At 64.6% G+C, this 18,272-nt stretch carries 12 protein-coding genes and 1 pseudogene; 5 read left to right on the top strand and 8 right to left on the bottom strand.

The annotated features are described in order from the left end of the window. Positions 1 to 108: 108 nt before the first annotated feature. The 5 genes and pseudogenes from C6569_RS19630 (at position 109) to C6569_RS19610 (ending at position 6,465) form a co-directional block, all read left to right on the top strand. Entirely contained in the window at positions 109 to 1,368 is a 1,260-nt protein-coding gene (locus tag C6569_RS19630) for a PGN_0703 family putative restriction endonuclease (RefSeq protein WP_106750451.1), read from the top strand. Between the two features lie 82 nt (positions 1,369 to 1,450). After that, on the top strand, positions 1,451 to 1,912 hold the full coding sequence (locus C6569_RS19625; RefSeq protein WP_146144850.1) for a DUF6878 family protein: 462 nt from the start codon (positions 1,451 to 1,453) through the stop codon (positions 1,910 to 1,912). A gap of 13 nt (positions 1,913 to 1,925) precedes the next feature. Next, positions 1,926 to 2,320 (top strand): annotated as a pseudogene (locus tag C6569_RS19620) (DUF6915 family protein). Positions 2,321 to 2,385: 65 nt separating this feature from the next. Then, positions 2,386 to 3,909, top strand: a complete 1,524-nt coding sequence (locus C6569_RS19615; protein WP_106750449.1) for a DUF2235 domain-containing protein — start codon at positions 2,386 to 2,388, stop codon at positions 3,907 to 3,909. Between the two features lie 1,227 nt (positions 3,910 to 5,136). Further along, a complete protein-coding gene (locus C6569_RS19610; protein ID WP_106750448.1) occupies positions 5,137 to 6,465 on the top strand; it encodes an Nramp family divalent metal transporter in 1,329 nt (442 codons plus the stop codon). Positions 6,466 to 6,494: 29 nt separating this feature from the next. On the opposite strand, the gene C6569_RS19605 is transcribed toward C6569_RS19610, so the two are convergent. The 8 genes from C6569_RS19605 to C6569_RS19570 all read right to left on the bottom strand — a co-directional run bounded on the left by C6569_RS19605 (position 6,495) and on the right by C6569_RS19570 (position 18,248). Beyond that, positions 6,495 to 7,115 carry an SCO family protein gene (locus tag C6569_RS19605; protein ID WP_106750447.1) on the bottom strand — a complete coding sequence of 207 codons (621 nt, stop codon included), beginning with the start codon at positions 7,113 to 7,115 and terminating at the stop codon, positions 6,495 to 6,497. Positions 7,116 to 7,227: 112 nt separating this feature from the next. Next, positions 7,228 to 9,513 carry a heavy metal translocating P-type ATPase gene (locus C6569_RS19600; RefSeq protein ID WP_106751153.1) on the bottom strand — a complete coding sequence of 762 codons (2,286 nt, stop codon included), beginning with the start codon at positions 9,511 to 9,513 and terminating at the stop codon, positions 7,228 to 7,230. 20 nt (positions 9,514 to 9,533) lie between these two features. Next, a complete protein-coding gene (locus C6569_RS19595; RefSeq protein ID WP_106750446.1) occupies positions 9,534 to 10,676 on the bottom strand; it encodes a flavin-containing monooxygenase in 1,143 nt (380 codons plus the stop codon). A 156-nt stretch (positions 10,677 to 10,832) separates the two neighbouring features. Continuing rightward, positions 10,833 to 11,696, bottom strand: coding sequence for a cation diffusion facilitator family transporter (locus C6569_RS19590; protein ID WP_245898166.1), 864 nt, complete (start codon positions 11,694 to 11,696; stop codon positions 10,833 to 10,835). Between the two features lie 84 nt (positions 11,697 to 11,780). Beyond that, positions 11,781 to 12,215 carry a hypothetical protein gene (locus C6569_RS19585; protein WP_245898165.1) on the bottom strand — a complete coding sequence of 145 codons (435 nt, stop codon included), beginning with the start codon at positions 12,213 to 12,215 and terminating at the stop codon, positions 11,781 to 11,783. 9 nt (positions 12,216 to 12,224) lie between these two features. Beyond that, positions 12,225 to 15,458, bottom strand: a complete 3,234-nt coding sequence (locus tag C6569_RS19580; protein WP_106750444.1) for an efflux RND transporter permease subunit — start codon at positions 15,456 to 15,458, stop codon at positions 12,225 to 12,227. 11 nt (positions 15,459 to 15,469) lie between these two features. Then, positions 15,470 to 16,714: an efflux RND transporter periplasmic adaptor subunit gene (locus C6569_RS19575; RefSeq protein ID WP_106750443.1), complete on the bottom strand. Its 1,245-nt coding sequence runs from the start codon at positions 16,712 to 16,714 to the stop codon at positions 15,470 to 15,472. A 40-nt stretch (positions 16,715 to 16,754) separates the two neighbouring features. Then, the gene (locus C6569_RS19570) at positions 16,755 to 18,248 is read right to left on the bottom strand and encodes an efflux transporter outer membrane subunit (RefSeq protein ID WP_181313822.1); all 1,494 of its coding nucleotides are present in this window, start codon (positions 18,246 to 18,248) and stop codon (positions 16,755 to 16,757) included. Positions 18,249 to 18,272 lie beyond the last annotated feature (24 nt).

Genomic DNA, 18,272 nt, shown 5'->3' with positions numbered 1-18,272 from the left:
TCTGACGCCGGCCACCTCACCCGGCCGCCATTTATGTGAACTTCCGCAGCTCATCTCTGAATCCTTCCCAGCGTCGCCCTGCCGGCGGCCTTCGAGAAGGAGCCTTCAGTGACCAAGCCCACCAATTCCGCCCGCGCCCTGTCCAAGACGATCGCCGCCATTGCTGCGGCCACCCCGGCCACGAGCTTCGTCTCCGAGCCCGGCACGCTGCCCGACTTCCTTCGTGACGAAGGGTGCACCTCAGCCGCGCCGATGGCCCAGCCGGTTCGTGTTCCGCTGGTTCCGGAAGGCATTCTTCGGCGCCACCACGCCTTTATCTCCACTGACACGCGCTTCCGGTCTGCCGCCCGGCTCCTGGCCGCCTACTGGCGTGAGGATCAGGGCATTCCGATCGGCTTTCATGTCACTGACGAGCCGAAGCCCAAGCACATCAAGCTGGGCTCCCGGCTTCGTCTCGACGCTGCCCGCGCCGGCCAGAACTTCATCTCGTCGGAGGTCTTCGATCTCGTTCGGCACTCCCTCATGCTTCGTGAGGAAGGCGCCATGATCGACGAGGATCGGCTCTATTCGAATGCGCTTTCGTCAATGCCGCTGTGCTTCAACTTGCTTGGGCCCCTCGCACTCGACCTCGACCTCGCCACCAAGGTCTTCGCGGCCGTCCTGCCGGGTTTCGTCCAGACCGTGGAGCGCATCGATTTCGAGACGTCACCCGGCCGGCGCGACCCGCGTTTCCTCGACGATGGAACCGCCCTCGACGCCGCCCTCCAGGTCATCACGCCCGATGGGGAGCCGGCCACCGTCTTCATCGAGGTGAAGTACTCCGAGGGCATGTCTGGGCCCGTCGCCCGCCACCGGCCGCGCTACGATGAAGCGTCACGGGAGGTTCGTCTCTACCGCGACCCCGACGCGATGGTCCTCCGCTCGACTGCCCTTGAGCAACTCTGGCGGGAGCACATGATGGTTCAGCGCGCCGTCGACCTCGGCGTCGTCGGCAAGGCGCTCTTCATCGGCATCGGACCGCGGCTCAATCGCCGTGTCCAGGGCGCCTTCAAGGCCTATCAGGCTGAGCTCGCCAACCCCGAGCCGAAGGACGACGTCGACCGCGTCGGCTTCATGAGCGTCACCATCGAGACGATCATCGAGGCCATGGCCATGGCTGGCGCCGTCTCGCCCGCACGAAAGCTCTGGGACCGCTACTGCGACTTCGGCCGCGTGCTTTTTTGGGCCATGACCCCGCCGCCGCCGGCAACAGTCCCGCCCGCCGCCAACGACAACCCCACGACGGCTGCCGCGAAGGTTCGTCGGACGGTTGCCGGGACCATCGACCAGGTAACTTCGACGGCGGCGAGTGACGCCAAGGCCGCCTAAAGCGTCTTCAGCAACCAAGCATCAAACCTGCCCGGTGCCGTCAGGCGCCGGGCCCCATGCCTCGCGCCTCGTCGAGATCGCCATGCCCGCCGCCGACAACGGCTTTGCCGACTACCGCGCCATGATCGACCGGCGCACTGCGCTCGCCGAGGCGCTTCGTCCCGCCAACAAGACAGCTTTGTTCGAACCGCTCGCCCTCTCCAGCGTCGCGACCGTGAACGTGACCTTCGACGGCGCCGGGGACAGCGGCCAGATCGAAGCCGTCGAGTACCTCGGCGCCGATGGTTGGCCGCTCGAGCCCACCGACTTCTTCGTGTCGCTCGCAACGCCGAGCCAGGACGGCCTGACCGTCGAACACAACGTCCACAACCTTCGCGATGCCGTGGAAGCCTTCGTCTACGATTGCCTCGAACAAACTCATGCTGGCTGGGAGATCGATGTCGGCGCCTACGGCACCTTTAAGTTCGACATCGGGGCCGGCACCATTCGTCTCGACTACCACGAGCGGTTCGAGGCGAGCGAGCACCACGGCCACGATCTCTGACGGGACCCGGACCATGGCTCACAGCTACCACCACGCTGTCTCCTCGACCCGCAAGTTCGGCGGCGCGCCTGAGGACTACATCGCGATCCATGCCGGGTTCGACGAGTCCGAGGCCATCATCGCGGACTTCCGCCACAGGGCCCTTCGTCATCACGCCGAAGGCATCTTCCTCGCCGAGCGAGTATTCGGGGTGACCATCACCAACAGGTCGGTCGCGCCATCCCAGTCCACCTCATCGGCGAACAGCACTGCATCGAGGGCTTCGGCTTCATCCCTTCGTTCGCAGACTGGGTCCGGTGCATTCGGCCTGAGCCCTGGATGGGGCGAGCCGGCCGCATGTTCGTCGAAGATGGCGATGTAAGGCTGGAGCTGCAGGCTGCGGCGAGAACTCAACCAGTCTCTGCATAGACCCGCTGCTGCCAACCCGTTCGAGCGAATCGGCTATGCTGGTCGCTAGATGGGGATTACAACAAATGCCCAAGAACATTGTGGTCTTCTCCGATGGCACCGGCCAGGATGGAGGCGTTCGCCCAGAACAGCACTGGAGCAACATCTACAAGATGTACAGGACCTGTCGCATCGCGCCGGAGACCGCGATTGATCCATTTGAGCAGGTAGTGTTCTACGATCCCGGTTTGGGCACAGAGACTTCCGCGACGGGGTGGACCAACATCGGCAGGAAGGTGAGAAAACTGCTGGCCAATGTCGACGGCAGGGGCATCACCATCAACATTGCCGATTGCTACGAGTTCATCATCAACCACTACGAGCCGGGCGACCGCATATTCCTTTTCGGCTTTAGCCGCGGTGCCTATACAGCGCGGAGCATCGCCAACCTGTTGATGCTGTGCGGTGTCCCGATGAAGAATGGCGACAATTCCCTACCTCGATTCCGTCGCACAATCCGTCTGATTGCTGAGGAAGCCGTAACCTCCGTGCTGGAACACGGCGCAGGACATCCACGCGCGAAGTTTGAGGACGAGCGTCTGGAAATGGCTCGGCGCTTCCGTGAGAAGTACGGCTCGCATCACCCCACTGGCGAGGTGCATCGGTCGAATGCAGCGCCGTATTTCATCGGTGTCTTTGACACAGTGGCGGCGCTAGGCGCTCAGGGCTGGTTGCGAGTTGGCATCCAAGCTGCGCTCTACGCCGGTTCGATCGGCCTCGGAATCTTGACGGGCGTTCTGACAGGTAGCCTCATCGGCTTGGGCAGTTGGCTACTTGGAGGCCCATTCTGGATCATATTGCTGCTCGCCATCCTCGCAGGCGGCTTGGGCGCTGCCCTCCTACTTTATCGAAGCCAAAACCGGCACATCCAGAAGACCATTCTCAACTTTCCAAAGGAGGGCGATTCCAGCTCGCACCTTGCGCAGTGGAAGGGAGAACATTTCGATCGATTGCTTAGCCGGTTTGTCAGTTACGCCCGAGCCGCCAATGCGATTGATGAGAACCGCGCAGACTTCGCGCGCGTCGGCTGGGGCAATACAGTTCAGGCGGCCGACACGGTCGATGGCGTGACGCGCCTGGATCAGCGGTGGTTCCCCGGCAACCATTCCGACATTGGCGGAAGCTATGCTGAGACGGAATCCCGGCTATCGGACATCTCTTTGCAGTGGATGATCGAGGAAGCGCTATCGGTTCCCCAACCCCTTAGAATCGGGCCTGTTTTCGTCAACGGGGAGCGCATGCCCGGCAGCGGAACCCTCGGCATTCCGTTGTACTTGCGGCCCAACCCAGGCGGTCTGCAGCATTGTGAAGTTGCCGGTGGTCACGATCAGGTCGAGGCTAAAGTTCCCGAATGGATTCGGCACCGTCTCGGCATCACCGGGTGGAGTGTGAAAATCCGCGACGTCAAACCGGCACACGCGCTGCACCAATCAGTGCTTGACCGGTTTGCGCTGCCGGAAGTGCCGCAGTGTTCGGGGTGGGGCCCTTATCGTCCCGAGGCCCTGAGAAACCATCCTGCTGTGAAGCACTACTACCCTGATGCCGCTTGAGGGCCGCATCTGTGATCAGCTTCTCCAAGCGTATGGACCGTCACACCGTCCGTCAGATCAGAGCCTCGACGACGTCTTGACGTCCCGACGCTCGTCCAGGGAGCGGTCGTCTTCGGCGACATTGGACATTGGCAGTTGGAGGTCGAATACTTTGCAGGATTCTATCTCGCGCTTGAGTACGAGGACCGTCAGATGCGACAGGAAACGCAGGACCGGCGCGGCCCGGCATGCCGGTCCGCGCGAACAGGTTTTCACCTACTGACAAACCAGCTCGGAGTCAGTTGAGCGCCTGCGTAGCTGACCTTCGCCACCTCGTCGCAAGCAGATGTTGGCGCTCGCCATGGGGCACTACCGCAGGCCCGCTTGGCCGCAATGTACACCAGAGTGCTTTGACCTTTCCCCTGATGTCCACTGGTCACTATCGGACTCCATTCTGTCTCGAGTGGTGCACTTGCCAAAGATTAGCTCGCCGAGCCTCGTGTGGGGGTGGTGGGCATATTGGCCGACCCGCAACTCTCGATGATCCGCCAGTCATGGGCAACGCAGGCGCAAAATGTGCTTGCTTAGGCTCTCTTCGCGCAGGCGCCCGACGAAAGCGCTTCGTGTAAGCTTGCTGGTAGCAATGTAGTGCCATTCGAAAAAGTGTTCCTCCTGCCAAGCCAACATCTTCCGGTTTGTCGGTTCCCTTCCGGCAGGATCAACAGAGGCAGTGCGCGTCCGTCGGGAAGTTGGTCGAGTTCGCGTGCACCGACGACGTCTGACAGCGACGTTTCGACTCGGAGAACCAGGCGCCCATGGGCAAAGTCGGCGCCTACCGGCGGCACCCAAAGGCGACGGCCGTCCGACAATACGTCGCCGCCGAAGCCGAGGCCAATCGATAGTTGGGCCACTGCGGAACCGCCATCATCCACTTTTATTCAGCCACCCCACACTCGCGACCACGCAACACTTCTAAAAATGCCCGCAAAACAAATTAAATCCGCGCATTTTTACAGAATTTCATTTAAATCAACTTAGATATATATATATTTTAAGTATTGAATCGACAATCCGCATGCTTAGCCTGCAATTTTCCCTCGATCTCAATCTGGTACTTGGCGTCGTAAACGTCCATCCCCCTTTTGGCGTCCGTCCCATACTCCGTCACTTGACAAAGGTACGCGCCTTCCCAGGTACGCGCCTTCCCATGATGCAAATAATTCGCATTTGCATACTGAGGCGCTGCTCATGTCCTCCGCGTTCGAGCTTTCCTCGTGGCGCCGTCCCCGTGGCGATGCCGCTTTGTCGGATGTCCATCGCTCGATTCCCGTACCCGCTGGAACCTGGCGGAAGGCCGCCGCCTTCCTCGGCCGGGGATACATGGTGGCTGTCGGCTACATGGACCCGGGCAACTGGGCGACCTCGCTCGCTGGCGGCTCGAAGTTCGGATACACGCTGCTGGTGGTGGCCCTGGTGTCCAACATCATGGCGATCGTGCTCCAGTCGCTCTGCGCGCGCCTGGCGATCGCGTCGGGCCGCGACCTTGCCCAGGCCTGCCGCGATGCCTTTCCCCGCTGGGCTTCCTATCCGCTCTGGCTATTGGCGGAGATCGCCATCATTGCGACCGACATCGCCGAGGTCATCGGAACCGCAATCGGCCTGAACCTGCTCTTCGGCATCCCGCTTGAGATCGGCGTCGTCATCACCGCGCTCGATGTGTTCGTGATCCTCTGGCTGCAGCGCAAGGGCTTTCGCTGGCTCGAGGCCTTCATCATTACGCTGCTCCTCGTGATCGCCATCTGCTTCGGAGTGCAGATCGCGCTCGCCAACCCCGACTGGGGTCAGGTCATCCGCGGCTTTGCGCCGACGACCGAGATCGTCCGGAACCCTGAAATGCTGTATCTGGCGCTCGGCATCCTCGGGGCGACCGTCATGCCTCACAATCTCTATCTGCACTCGGCGATCGTACAGACCCGGGCTTACGGTGAAACGGTCGAGGAGAAGCGCGAGGCCCTGAAGTTCGCAACGATCGACTCGACGGTTGCGCTGATGTTCGCGCTTCTCGTCAACGCCTCCATCCTGATCCTGGCGGCGGCTGCTTTCCATGCCACCGGCAGAACCGGAATCGCCGAACTTGGTGACGCGCACAACCTGCTCGCGCCCCTGCTCGGTCTGGCGGTCGCTCCAACCCTGTTCGCCATCGCGCTGTTGTGCTGCGGCCTCAATTCGACCGTCACTGCCACACTCGCCGGGCAGGTGGTGATGGAGGGGTTCCTCCACATCAAGCTACCGCCATGGCTCCGGCGACTGGCGACCCGGCTGATCGCGATCATCCCGGCAGCCGGCGTCACCATCTGGTACGGGCAGAGCGGCACCGCCCAGTTGCTCATCCTCAGCCAGGTCGTGCTCAGCATGCAATTGTCCTTCGCGGTCATTCCGCTGGTCATGCTGACAGCCGACCGCCGCAAGATGGGGCCACTGGTCGCGCCCCGCTGGCTTATCGCGTTCGCCGCGCTGATCGCCGCAGTGATCGTCGCCCTGAACCTCAAGCTGCTCGTCGATTTCGCCACGGGCTAGAGGGGCAGACTCACCCTCATAAAGGTGAACTACAGGCCTGCGAGGCGACGGACCTTGTCGACCGCGATGTCTCGCTGCTCGTGGAAGTCGATGGTACCGACGAAGCGACCGGTGCTGTCCATCATGAACACCGAAGCGGAGTGCTCGACGGTGTAGTTGTCGCCGCCTGTCGGAACCAGACGATAGGTGGCGCGATAGGCGGCCACCATCGCATCGACCTGGTCCTTCGTGCCCGTGGCGCCGATGATGCGTGGATCGAAGGACTGGATGTACTGACCGAGGATTTCCGTCGTATCCCGCTTCGGATCGACCGAGACAAACAGGATCTGGACCCGGTCCGCCAACGCCCCGACTGCCTTGACCCACTCCGACGCCTCGAAAAGGGTCGTCGGGCAGACGTCCGGGCAATGGGTGAAGCCGAAGAAGACGAGGAGTGGCCGGCCACGGAAATCCCGCTCGGTGACGGCGCGGCCTCGATGATCGGTAAGGCTGAACGGTCCGCCGACGGCATGCACCGGCTCCTGACGACTGGCCGCCGGACGACCGGGCCCGTCCACCTGCCACCAGCCGAGGGCAAGCGCGAGGGCGAGCGGGACGGCGAGCGCCACGGCCCCCCAAGCGGCATACCGGATCACTCTCAGCACTTTCATCGCGTGTCCTTCGCCCACCCGCCGGCATCAGCGAACGGAGCCATATACGGAAAAGCAGCCGCCGGGCTTCAACCCGGCGGCCTCGGGCCTGAACTGTGAGCCGAAGACGGCCTCAGGACAGCCGTGTCCCCAACAGCCTGATGGCGTTGGCGGTGACCAGAACGGTCGCCCCGGTATCGGCGAGGATCGCCGGCCACAATCCCGTGAGGCCGGCAACCGTCGTGACCAGGAACACCGCCTTGAGCCCCAGGGCCATCACGATGTTCTGGCCGATATTGCGCATGACCCGGCGCGACAGCTCGATCATGTTGGCGATGTCGCGGACGCGCCCGTGCAGCACGGCAGCGTCGGCCGTCTCCAGCGCCACATCGGTGCCGCCACCCATGGCGATGCCGATATCGGCCGCAGCCAAGGCTGGGGCATCGTTGATGCCGTCGCCGACCTTGGCCACGACCTGGCCCTTATCCTGCAATTCGCGAACGATGCGCTGCTTGTCCACGGGCAGGAGGCCGGCGCGCACGGCGATGCCGAGATTGCCGCCGATGGCCCTCGCTGTTCGCTCGTTGTCACCCGTGAGCATCACCGTGGCGATGCCGGCATCCGTCAATGCCCGGAGCCCGGCGGCAGCGTCCTCCCGAGGCTCGTCGCGGATGGCGAGGAGACCGGCGATCCGGTCGTCGACCAGCAGCACCGACACGGTCTTGCCCTCGTTGTTGAAGGCGCTGACCGCCGCGTCCTGATCGGACGTCATTGGCGCCGTCTCGTGGGCAGCCTTCGGCGAGGCCAGGAACAGGTTCCGGCCCCCGACGCTGCCGACGACACCCTTGCCGGCCACCGCGCGCGCATCGCTGGCTGGCGGGACGGCTACCGTGTCGGCCTTGGCACGGGCGAGGATGGCGGCCGCAAGCGGATGGCTGGAGCCCGTCTCCAGTGCAGCGGCAAGCGACAAGACCTCCGTCCCGGGGCGGTCGAACCCGACGATGTCGGTGACAACGGGCTTGCCCTCGGTCAGCGTGCCGGTCTTGTCGAGCGCCACGGTGGTCACCTTGCGCAGGCCCTCCAGGACAGCACCGCCCTTCATCAGAAGGCCGCGCCGCGCACCGGCGGCCAGGCCCGCCGCAATGGCCGCCGGCGTGGAGATGACCAGCGCACAGGGACAACCGATGAGCAGCACAGCGAGGCCCTTGTAGATCCATTCCGACCAGATACCGCCGAAGAACAGCGGCGGAACCAGCGCTACCAGCGCGCCGATCACGAGGACTGCAGGCGTGTAGTAGCGTGAGAACTGGTCGATGAAGCGCTCGGTCGGCGCCTTGCTCTCCTGCGCCTCCTCGACCAGCTTCACCACGCGCGCGATGGTGTTGTCCTCGGCTGCCGCGGTCACCCGCACGCGCAGCACCGCGTCGGCATTGATCGTGCCCGCAAAAACAGAGTCGCCCTGTTGCTTGCGTTTCGGTGTGCTCTCGCCGGTGACGGGTGCTTCGTCGATGGAGCTTTCGCCCGAGACGATCTCACCATCGGCGGCGATGCGGTCGCCCGGCCGCACGAGAATGGTCATGCCCGGCTGCAGGGCATCGGCAGCGACATCGCGCGTCGTGCCGTTCTCCTCGACCAACGCGGTTTTCGGCACGAGGGCCGTCAGACCCTTGATGCTGGAGCGGGCGCGGCTCGCGGCAATACCTTCGAGCAGTTCACCGACGAGAAACAGGAAGACCACGGCAGCGGCCTCCTCCGTCGCGCCGATGAAAACCGCACCGACGGCCGCGATCGTCATCAGCGTCTCGATGGTGAAGGGCATGCCCGCGACAGCCGCCATCGCAGCACGACGGGCGATGGGAACCAGACCGACGGCCATTGCCACGAGAAAGGCCCAATGGCCGGCGACCGGAACGAGCTGCCCCAGCAACCAGGCGGCGGCAAGTGCCGCACCGCAACCGATGGTCAGCATCGCCTTGCGACTGCGCCACCACGGACCATCATCGAGGTCGAGATGCGAATGGCCGGCATGGTCGTGACCGGGATGCCCGGTCGGCGTCGCCCGAGCCGTCGCGCCTTCGGAATGGTCGCGTTCACTCCTGTCATGGTCGTGCGCGCTCTTGGCATGATCGTGCCCATGGCCGGCATGGTCATGCGCGCAACAGCCATGGGCAGGCTGCTCGCCTTTCTTCTGGGCTCCAGCGGTCCGCGCGATGGAATAGCCGAGCGATTTCACCTGGCGTTCGACCGCGTCGGTCGCGAGCGAACCGTCGTGGCTCACCGCGAGCGAGCCGGACATGACCGAAACCGTCACATCGCCGACGCCCGGAAGGCGCCTGACGGCCGTCTCGACCTTCGCGGCGCAGGATGCGCAATCCATGCCGCCGACGCGGAACCGGGTCGTTTCGTTCGCCTGGGTCATGGTCAAGCCTTCCCTCCGGATTACAGGCAAGCCAAAGTCACTGGAGCGATTTCTCGCGGAACCCGGGCTTCTGCCGGATGACGGCCGCCCGCGATCGCTTCGACGATCACGCCCGCGTCGTCGCCGACGCCCATGACGAGGCCGGATGCGCGATTGCGCTGCCAGGGGCGGCCGACGAAGTAAAGGGCGGGTACCGGTGAAACACCGTCCCGCTCGATGAAGCGGCCGCCGCGGTCCACTGCTCCGGGGACTGCAATCCAGGCCGCCTCGTCGCGATAGCCGACAGCCCAGACGACCGCGTCGATTGTCTCCGTCCGGCCCCCGACGAACTGAACCTGCCGTCCGGCGGTCTGGTCGAGGCGCGGAACGATCGTCACGCCGCGCCTCTCGAGGCTGGCAAAGCTGCGATCGCGGTCGGGGAATGGATCGGCACGGCGCATGCGGCTCCCGATGAACGACTCGCGTCCCGCGTTCATCAACCCAGTCCGGGACAGCCACCACCAGATGCTGCGACCGAGAATTCGCTCGGGGAATAGCCGGCGCGGCTTGCCGGTCGCGAGTAGCACACGGTGGCTTGCAGCCAGCTCGGCCGCGATGTCGCGGCCGCTTGCGCCGTCCCCGACCACCAGCACCGTACCGGGCGCGACAGACGATGGCTCCCGATAAGTCTCCGATGTGAGCTGGTTCACACCTTCGTCGAGGCCGGCGGCGACCGATGGCACGACAGCCCGCTGGAAGCCGCCGGTGGAGACGATGACACTGCCTGCCAGCACGGTTTCTCCCGTCGTCAGCAAAGCCGAGAACATTCCGTCGGCGCGACGGCTCAGTTTTTCCACGCCCGTTCCTGTCGAGACCGCCAGGCGGTGGAAATCCGCATAGCGCTCCAGATAGTCGGCGAACTCGTCCCGCGTGGCATAGCCCTCGGGATCTCCATCGAGGCCGAGGCCTGGCAGGGCACTGAACCGACGCGGCGTGAACAGCGTCAGCGAGGCATAGCGCTTGCGCCAGCTGTCGCCGATGCGACCAGCCCCCTCCACGATACGGAAATCGATACCACTCTGCTGAAGGCGGTATGCTGCCGCGAGGCCCGCCTGAGCCGCGCCAATGACCAGGACGGGAATGATTGTGTCCAGCCTGCCGATACGCGTTTGGTTGCCATACATTCCGTGCTCTCCACGATGTTCGGCAAATCTTCTAAATCCTCTAGTGACTAGAGGATCAAGGCCCTTCTCGACATTCTTTGAAATTCTTGAGCTTGAGAACAAGCAATTGAACCAGCACAATTTTCTACCGCTCGCGGGCGAAATGCGGACATCCGGTCAATCGCCTCGCGAGACCAGTTGTCCCAACGGGTCCACCTGAACAGTCACATGCTCTATCCCGTAGCGGCCCTTGAGCCAGTCCGAAACGACCGGCGGAAGCGCCAATGGATCAGCATCGGGGCGGGCAGAAACATGCACGGTCGCAACGATGGTCTCGTCTGCAAGCGTCCAGGCGTGAAAATGCCCGGCCTCGGCGACGCCGGGCAAGGATCGGATACCGGTTTCCGCCTGCGTGGCATCGACGCCGCGAGGGGTCGCCTGAAGCAGCACGCGCAGGGAGTCGGATACCAACGTCCATGCCGAGCGCACCACGAGGCCAGCCACCAGCACCGACAGCAGAGGGTCGAGCAATGCCCATCCCGTCAGCATGATCCCGATAGCCGCCGCGATCGCGCCAACAGACCCGACCAGATCTCCCAGCACATGCAGGAGCGCGCCCCGCAGATTGCTGTCCGACGCATTGCCGGACCAGAGCAGGTAGGCGCCGGCGACGTTCACCAGCAGGCCGACCACGGCGACGGCGAGCATCGGTCCGGCCAGCACCTCGCCCGGAGCATTGATGCGCTGAACCGCCTCCCATGCGATCCACACGACTAGAAGCAGCAGGGTTGCTCCATTGGCCAGCGCCGCCAATACGCGGACGCGATGGAAGCCGTAGGTTCGGGTGCCATCGGCAGGCCGACGCGCCACGCGGTAGGCGATGAGCGCGAGCAGCAGGGCCGCGGCATCGGACACCATATGCCCGGAATCGGCGATGAGTGCGAGCGACCCCGAAAACCAGCCGCCGGCAGCCTGGATCGCCGCATAGGTGGTGGTAAAGATGAAGACGAGGCGGATTCGTCGTTCGTTGGCAGCGGTCACGGATTGTCCGCGATCGTGATCATGCGCTTCGGCGCGGTCAGCCTCACCTGCCATGGTTCGGACCTCCGACGTGGTTCTCGCGGGCTAGCTCGGTGGCATTCTCAGAGTACGATAGAGCTCGATAACCGCGTCGCTGAAGTCACGCGCCCCATTGGCCTCGCAGTATCGTCTCAGGAACTCCGCCTGACGCGCCAGGGGAAACTGCGGCGGCAGCAGGTCGAGGTCCACATCCCGGCCGGTCGGGGCGCGCAGCAGCACGCCGCTCATGAAGCCCTGGGCCCAGGCAATGTAGTCCCGCTCTGCCGCTGGGTCGGCTGTGACACCCTGCAGAAAGTCCGCGCAGGATGAGGCTCCGATTCCGACGATCTTCACGCTGTCAGCCGACTGAGCCCTGCCCTGCATGGCTTGCCCCCACGCCTGTCCCATCCCGATAGCGGACGAAGCGACCAGACAGACGAGGGCGCAGCGCCTTGCCCAGAATCTGGCGGAGCCGGCCACGACCATCGTCGTTCTGCCCATGAACTCCCCCTATTCCGCCGGAACCGTGGTGAGGTCCTGATCTTCCTTCCCGCGGCGCGCGGCGGCAGATCCATAGCGGACGTAGAGAACCGGCAGGATGATGAGAGTCAGGATCGTCGCGCTGATGAGGCCGCCGATGACGACGGTGGCCAACGGCTTCTGCACCTCGGCTCCCGTCCCGGTGGCCAAGGCCATCGGCACGAACCCGAGCGAAGCGACCAGCGCGGTCATCACCACCGGGCGCAGGCGCGTCAGGGCACCATCGACCACGGCGTCCCGAAGCGAGCGCCCCTCCTCGAGCAACTGCTTCATGTAGGTCAGCATGACCAGGCCGTTGAGCACCGCCACACCGGATAGCGCGATGAAGCCGACAGCCGCTGCAACTGAGAACGGCATCCCTCTCAGCCAGAGCGCGATCAGTCCGCCGGTAAGCGCCAGGGGCACGGCCGTGAATACCAGGAGCGCATCCCTGAACGACCGCAATGCCGACGACAGCAGCAGTAGGATCAGGAAGAAGCACGCAGGAACGACGACCATCAGACGGTTCCTCGCCGCCGCGAGGTTCTCGAACTGGCCACCCCAGGTCACATAATACCCGGCCGGAAGAGCGATCCGCTGCACCTTGGCCTGTGCCTCTTCGACGACCGAGGCGATGTCGCGGCCGCGTACGTTGGCGGTCACGACGACACGGCGCTTGCCGTTCTCGCGCGAGATCTGGTTGGGACCCTCAACGAAGGCGAGCGAGGCGACCTGTCCCAGCGGGATCGACGCCGCGCCAGTTCCGCCTTCTCCCGCCAGCGGCAGGGGAAGCTTGCGCAACTGCTCGACATCTTCGCGCAGGTTCTCCGGCAGCCGGACGAGAATCGGAAAGCGCCGATCGCCTTCGAATATGATGCCTGCCTCACGCCCGCCGATCGCCGCGCCGATGACCTCCTGAACGGCCTGTACGCTCAGTCCCAGCCGGGCGATCTCAGCACGATTGATGTTGATCTCAAGGATCGGCAGGCCACCTATCTGCTCGACCTTGACGTCCTGGGCCCCTGCCGTCGACCTGAGAACCTGGGCGATCTGGTTCGCGGCGCGCAGCATCGGGTCGAAATCGTCGCCGAAGACCTTCACCGCCAGATCGCCGCGCACGCCGGCCAGCAGCTCATTGAACCGCATCTGGATCGGCTGCGTGAATTCATAGTTGTTGCCGACGAGTTTCTCGACCTCGACCTTGATGCGCTCGATCAGCTCGGCCTTGGTCAGCCTGGGATCGGGCCACTCGTTCTGCGGTTTCAGGATGATGAAGGTGTCGGAGGCGTTCGGGGGCATGGGGTCGGCGGCGACCTCGGCCGTGCCGGTCTTGGAGAAGACATAGGCCACCTCCGGAAACCGCGTCACCGTCCGCTCCACGTCGAGCTGCATGGTCTGCGACTGGGTGAGCGAGACGCTCGGAATCCTCAGCGCATGCATGGCGATGTTCTTCTCGTCGAGCTGCGGCAGAAATTCCTGCCCGAGGCGCGTGAACAGCACGCCACTCGCGACGAGCAGGGCAAGAGCGGCCAGGATCGCCAGCCGCGGCAGGCGCAGGGCGACTTTCAGGGTCGGCGAATAGACCACCCGGAGGGCCTTGACGATGAAGTTCTCCTTTTCCTGAACCTTGCCGGAGATGGCGATGGCGAGGACGGCCGGGATGAAGGTCATCGAGATGATGAAGGCGGCAGCCAGGGCGAGGATGACAGTGAGAGCCATCGGCTCGAACATCTTGCCTTCGACGCCCGAGAAGGTCAGCAGCGGCACGTAGACGAGGATGATGATCGCCTGACCGTAGACGGAGGGGCGGATCATCTCCTCGGCAGAGGCGATGACGGTCTGGAGACGCTCGTCGAGGCGCAGTTGCCGGCCGAGCTCGTGCTGCCGGTCGGCAAGACGCCGGAGGGTATTCTCGGCGATGATGACGGCGCCATCGACGATGAGGCCGAAGTCCAGCGCCCCGAGACTCATCAGGTTGGCGCTGATCTTGCCCTGCACCATGCCGGTGATGGTCATCAGCATGGCGATCGGGATGACCATCGCGGTGATGATCGCTGCGCGGATGTTGCCGAGCATCAGGAAGAGCACGAGGACGACCAGAAGTGCGCCTTCGGCGAGATTTTTGGCGACCGTCTGGATGGTCGCGTCCACCAGCACCATGCGGTTCAGCACCGGCTTCGCCTCGATGCCGGGGGGCAGCGAGCGGTTGATCTGCCGCATCTTCGCATCGACGGCGGCCGCCACAGTCCGGCTGTTCTCGCCGATGAGCATCATGGCGGTGCCGATGACGGCTTCCGCGCCGTTCTCGCTGCCGCTGCCCGTCCGCAGTTCGCGGCCGACGCCGACGGTCGCGACGTCGGAGATGCGGATCGGAGTACCCTGTCGCGTCTTGACGACGATGCCGGCGATCTGTTCGACGGCATCGAGGCGACCGTTGACCCTGACGCTGTACCCCTCCCCATTGCGCTCGATATAGCCGGCGCCGCGATTGAGATTGTTGCTCTCGAGGGCCTCGGCCACGTCGCCGAACGACAGGTTGTACCCGATCAGCTTGGCGGGATCGGGCTGCACGACATACTGCTTCTCAAAGCCGCCGATCGTATCGATACCGGCAACGCCGGGGACGGTGCGAAGCTGGGGGCGGATGATCCAGTCCTGCACAGTGCGCAGGTAGGCAGCGCGCTCCAGTTCGGTACGCAGGATCTGCCCTTCCGGCGTCAGGTAGCTGCCATCGCGTTGCCACCCGGCCTCACCGCGGCGGGTGAGCTGACGCTCGTTGCCCGACTTGAAATGCACGGCCCACATATAAATCTCGCCCAGACCCGACGAGATCGGTCCGAGTTGGGGGCGCACTCCCGTCGGCAGATTGCGTGACGCCTCGTTCAGCCGCTCTGAAACCTGCTGCCGGGCGAAGTAGATGTCCGTGCGCTCGCTGAAGACCGCTGTGACCTGCGAAAAGCCGTTTCGTGACAGCGAACGCGTGTATTCGAGGCCAGGGATGCCTGCCAGCGCCGTCTCGACCGGAAAGGTCACCTGCCGTTCGACGTCGACGGGCGACAGCGAGGGCGCCAGCGTATTGATCTGGACCTGCTTGTTGGTGATGTCCGGAACGGCGTCGATGGGCAGCCGCGCCAGTGACCAAACGCCCAGCGCCACCACCAGCAGGGTGACGAGGACAACGAGCCACCGCTGGTGGACGGAGAAGGAGAGAACGCGAGCAATCATCCTGGGAACGCCTAGTGCGAATGCTCGGCCTCGGACTTGCCGAGTTCAGCCTTGAGCAGGAAAGTATTGGAGACTGCGATGGACTCGCCGGGATCGACGCCGAAGGCGACTTCGACGAATTCGCCGTCCTGTTTGCCAAGGACGACCTTGCGCCTCTCGAACCCAGTCTCGGTGCGCACGAAGACCACAGTCGCGCCTTCCGACGTCTGGAGGGCGGATCGCGGGATGCGGATGTCGACATCCACCCGCTCGATCTCCACCTCGGCGCTGACGAAGGAACCCGGCCGCCAGCGGAGTTCTTCGTTGCCGATCGCGGCGAAGACGCGCGCGGAGCGGGTTTCCGGATTGTAGACCGGGCTGATGAAGACGATCTTCCCCTCTGCCCTCAGGTCGCTGCCGCTCATGGTAACGACGACACGACTGCCTTCACGAACCTGACCGAGATCTGACGAGGACACCGCGAGCTCCACCCAGACGGAGCGCAGGTCGATGATCGAAAAGAGCTCCTTGGCCTGTCCTTCGCCGCCCACGGGCGTTCCCAGATCCACCATGCGTTCGACCACCTGGCCGACGCCCGGGGAGCGGATTTCGTAGCGCTGAAGCCCGTTCATCGCCTCGGGCGCCGCCGACATCCGGGCGATCTCCTGATCGCTCAGGCCGAGGGCCGCGAGCTTCTGTTGGGCGAGATGCACGCGAACCTGTGCCTCGACGAAGGCATTCTTCGCGCGCAGATACTGCTGCTCCGCCTGAATACGGCTCCTCCAGAGCGTCTCCTCCCGTTCGAAGAGCGTTTTCTGGAGGCCGAAATTGACATGGGCTGCGATGTACTCGCTGCGGGCCTCGGCAACCTCGCGGCTGTCGACGATCGCCAGCAGATCTCCTGCCTCGACCTTGTCGCCGAGACCTTTGCGCAACTCCGCAACCGTGCCGACAATGCGGGCCGCGATGCGCCGGATGTTGTTGCGATCCGGAACAATCGTCCCTGGCAATGTGAGCTGTCGCGCAAGCGTGCCGGGCTGCACCTCGGCCAGTTCGATCTTGGCGGCCGTGATCCGATCCTGCGTCATGAGCAGCACGCCTTCGGGAGCACGCTCTTCAGTATGCGCTTCTTCAGGGCGTTGGGCTGACCCGTCCGGCTTCGCCTGGACGCCGGCAGCAGCCAGATAGCTACGGGCCATCTGGGGCAGTTGCGGAACCATGGCGCTGACGACGACGCCACCGAAAAGCGCGGCGGCGGCAATGACAATGACCTTCATGGTGTCTGGCTCGCGAACGTGAAGATGAGAGCGACGTGGTTCATTGGAGAACCGCAATGGCCGGAGCCGGCTCCGGGGCCGTGCGCGGGGCCGCAGGACGATCAGGACCGGGCGGCGTGCCCAATGCCTTGAAGAGCCCGACCGAAGCGACGGCCGCCCCCTCGCGCGCATCGGCGAGGTCGAGTTCGGCCTGCCGCAGGTCGGTCTCGGCCTGAAGGCGCTCCGTGAGGCCCGTGAGGCCACCGCGATATTGCCTGTCGGCCAGATCAAGGGCACGACTTGCGGCCGTTACCGCCGTCGATTGCCGTTCGAGCCGGCTGCGCGTCGCACGGATCGTGGCCAACGCGATTTCCACGTCTTCGACTCCCCGCAGCACGGCCGAGCGATAGGCGGCCACGGCCTCCCGCCATTGCGCCTCGCGGGCACGCACGACATTGGCGCGCATGCCCCAGTCGACCAGCGGAATCGAGATGGCCGGTCCGCCAGTGAGCGTCACTGGAGTTCCAAGCAGCGGCTTGCCGAGCAGGTTTCCGGCGATGTCCAGCGTCCCCGCGAGCATGAAGCGTGGGTAGAGGTCCGCCTCGGCGACGTCCGCCTCGGCAGCGCGCTGGGCGATGACAACCTCGGCACGGCGGATGTCGGCGCGCCAGCGCAGGATCGATGTGGGTAAGGGACCAACGGCGGTCGAGATGATCCCGATACCCCTAGAGCGGGTTGCCAGCCGCTCGTCGGGACGGGCCGAACCGGCGAGGGTCGCCAGCCTCTGAAGCGCGACACGCACGGCCAGGTCGGCGGCAGGCGCCCGGGCGCGCGCGGCCTCGTAGGTCGAGCGCGCGCGCTGGACATCGAACTCGCTCGACGTGCCGGCGGTCTGCTGGACGCGGACCGAGTCGAGCAGCGAACGCCGGGCCGCAATCTCGCGCAGGATGACGGCGCGGCGGCCCTGCGCGCCGCGCAGTTCCAGATAGGTCCGGACGACTTCGGCGATCAGGATGAAGCGCGCATCGTGAAGCTCTTCCGACGCCACGAGCGCCGCATGCTCCGCGGCCAGTGCAGAGTTTCGGACCCGGCCGAAGAAGTCGAGTTCCCAGCGCGCATCGAAGCCGGCCTGGAACACCCCCACCGTGCTGCGTGGCGACTCGCCGAAGAAATCCTCGCCGGCCGCATTCAGCCCTTGCGTCGGCCCGGAGAGCCTCGACTGAAGGGTCGCGCTCGCTGCGCCATCGACCGTCGGCAGCCGCTGGGCGCCCTGTGCCCGCGCCAGGGATCGTGCTGCGAAAACACGCTCGCGAGCTTCGTCGAGTGTAGGATTGGCTGCCAGTGCGCTGTCGACCAGCCGATTGATCTCGGGATCCCGATAGCGGCGCCACCAGGTCGCCAACTCGGTTTGCGCCAGAGCCTGGACGCTCGTCTGCCCGTTGCTCCAGCGCGAGGGAAGCGTCACGGAGAGCTGCGCCGAGCGATCCCTCGGAATGCAGCCGGACACGGCAAGGGCTATGGCGCCGGCGGCGGCGCAGCGAAGAAGGACGGTCAAGGTCGGCTGGTCCTGCATGTATCG

The sequence above is a fragment of the Phreatobacter cathodiphilus genome (assembly GCF_003008515.1).
Taxonomy (GTDB): domain Bacteria; phylum Pseudomonadota; class Alphaproteobacteria; order Rhizobiales; family Phreatobacteraceae; genus Phreatobacter; species Phreatobacter cathodiphilus.
Note: the sequence above shows the minus strand (reverse complement) of the source record. Positions and strands in the feature narration are given on the sequence as shown.

Excerpts from the sequence above, each read along its gene's own strand:
- C6569_RS19575 (WP_106750443.1), bottom strand. The coding sequence starts at position 16,714 with ATGAAGGTCATTGTCATTGCCGCCGCCGCGCTTTTCGGTGGCGTCGTC.
- C6569_RS19610 (WP_106750448.1), top strand. The coding sequence starts at position 5,137 with ATGTCCTCCGCGTTCGAGCTTTCCTCGTGGCGCCGTCCCCGTGGCGAT.
- C6569_RS19600 (WP_106751153.1), bottom strand. The coding sequence starts at position 9,513 with ATGACCCAGGCGAACGAAACGACCCGGTTCCGCGTCGGCGGCATGGAT.
- C6569_RS19605 (WP_106750447.1), bottom strand. The coding sequence starts at position 7,115 with ATGAAAGTGCTGAGAGTGATCCGGTATGCCGCTTGGGGGGCCGTGGCG.
- C6569_RS19625 (WP_146144850.1), top strand. The coding sequence starts at position 1,451 with ATGCCCGCCGCCGACAACGGCTTTGCCGACTACCGCGCCATGATCGAC.
- C6569_RS19585 (WP_245898165.1), bottom strand. The coding sequence starts at position 12,215 with ATGGGCAGAACGACGATGGTCGTGGCCGGCTCCGCCAGATTCTGGGCA.
- C6569_RS19595 (WP_106750446.1), bottom strand. The coding sequence starts at position 10,676 with ATGTATGGCAACCAAACGCGTATCGGCAGGCTGGACACAATCATTCCC.
- C6569_RS19580 (WP_106750444.1), bottom strand. The coding sequence starts at position 15,458 with ATGATTGCTCGCGTTCTCTCCTTCTCCGTCCACCAGCGGTGGCTCGTT.
- C6569_RS19615 (WP_106750449.1), top strand. The coding sequence starts at position 2,386 with ATGCCCAAGAACATTGTGGTCTTCTCCGATGGCACCGGCCAGGATGGA.